This window comes from Kineococcus sp. AC630 (assembly GCF_979255925.1).
Genome location: NZ_CEEDMJ010000180.1, coordinates 1 through 231, shown reverse-complemented (window position 1 = coordinate 231; position 231 = coordinate 1). Strand labels below are relative to the sequence as shown.

The following is a 231-nucleotide window of genomic DNA, read 5'->3' as shown; positions in this document are numbered from 1 at the left end:
CCGCCAGTCGCCGGGCTGCTGCTCCCCGGCAGCGGGGCGAGCCGGCGACTGGCGGTGCTCGCGGCGGTCGTCGGGGCCGTGAGCACCGCCGTCCACGGCAGGTACGCGAAGGCGTCGGTGCGCTGGGCCGCTGGCGCCGGCCGGCGGTCGCGGCGGCCGCGCTGCGGCTGCTCGCTCCCGGCTCCGGGACGTTGATCGAGCAGGCCTGGACGGAACCGACGGTGCTCGTCG

Annotated in this window: 1 protein-coding gene; it reads left to right on the top strand. The window is 79.2% G+C overall.

Annotation, left to right across the window (positions count from 1 at the left end; genetic code table 11):
• Positions 1 to 195, top strand: a 195-nt coding sequence (locus AC0I8G_RS26340; RefSeq protein WP_471732557.1) for a hypothetical protein, incomplete at its 5' end; no start/stop codon positions are given.
• Between the last annotated feature and the right edge of the window lie 36 nt (positions 196 to 231).